The organism is Faecalibacterium sp. DFI.5.82, from assembly GCF_029076575.1.
GTDB classification, from domain to species: Bacteria; Bacillota; Clostridia; order Oscillospirales; family Ruminococcaceae; genus Faecalibacterium; species Faecalibacterium duncaniae.
Genome location: NZ_JARFIS010000455.1, coordinates 1 through 313, shown reverse-complemented (window position 1 = coordinate 313; position 313 = coordinate 1). Strand labels below are relative to the sequence as shown.

Here is a 313-nt window from a genome sequence, read left to right as displayed (position 1 = left end):
TGTTCTGCACCAGCCGGTGCAGCCCTTCCAGACACCATAGCAGGATGCCTTCCAACTCGGCGCACATCTTCTCCACAAGAAAGGGATTGTCCGTGCGGTCAGCAGGCTTGTCCTTGGTGGTCAGGATGAGTTGGCGGCGGAAGAAGCCATCCGAATGGTCGTACAGCGAGGTCTACGCACCGTTGCCGAAGCAGAGGAACCGGGAGTAGATGTCCCGCTGGTAGCTCTGGACTCACTTGCGCTCCAAGTCCAGCTTGGCCTCGGCGGTCACGATGGTCTTGATATAATTCGTCTTGGGCAGGGCGTTCATATC

The 313-nt window shown here is 57.8% G+C and carries 1 pseudogene; it reads right to left on the bottom strand.

The features are described from left to right. Window positions 1-313 (bottom strand): annotated as a pseudogene (locus P0G09_RS17400) (DNA primase); the annotation flags it as partial.